This is a genomic window from Corallococcus sp. CA054B (genome assembly GCF_003611625.1).
In the GTDB taxonomy this organism is placed as follows: Bacteria; Myxococcota; Myxococcia; order Myxococcales; family Myxococcaceae; genus Corallococcus; species Corallococcus coralloides.
Map to the genome: position 1 here is coordinate 1 of NZ_RAVY01000427.1, position 569 is coordinate 569.

The 569-nt window shown below is 69.9% G+C and carries 1 pseudogene; it reads right to left on the bottom strand.

What is annotated here, in order from left to right:
- Positions 1-569, bottom strand: a pseudogene (locus D7V80_RS41165) (AMP-binding protein); the annotation flags it as partial.

The following is a 569-nucleotide window of genomic DNA, read 5'->3' on the forward strand; positions in this document are numbered from 1 at the left end:
GATCCGCTCTTCGGTCGGCGTCCGAGGAGCCTCGAAGGCGCGCGAGTCGGAAAGCTGGGAGGAAGTGGGCGTCGGCAGCGCCTTCCGGTCGACCTTGCCGTTGGGGGTCAGCGGGAAGGCGTCAAGCGGGACGAAGAGGGCCGGCACCATGAAGTCCGGCAAGCGCTCGCGCAGGAAGAGGCGGAGGGCGTCGGTGTCGATGGAGGCGGAACCCACGACGTAGGCGACGAGGCGCTTGTCGCTCTCCGAGAAGGCGTGGACGAGGACGACGGCGGTGCTGACGTCGGGGTGAGCCTGGAGCGCGGCCTCGATTTCACCCAGCTCGATGCGGAAGCCGCGCAGCTTGACCTGGAAGTCGATGCGGCCGAGGTACTCGAGCTCTCCATCGGGCAGCCAGCGGACGCGGTCGCCCGTGCGGTAGAGGCGGGCACCGGGCGAGTCACTGAAGGAGTCGGGGATGAAGCGCTCCGCGGTGAGGTCGGGACGGCGGAGGTAACCCCGCGCGAGGCCCGCACCGCCGATGAAGAGCTCGCCCGGGACGCCCGCAGGAACAGGCTGAAGCCGCGCAT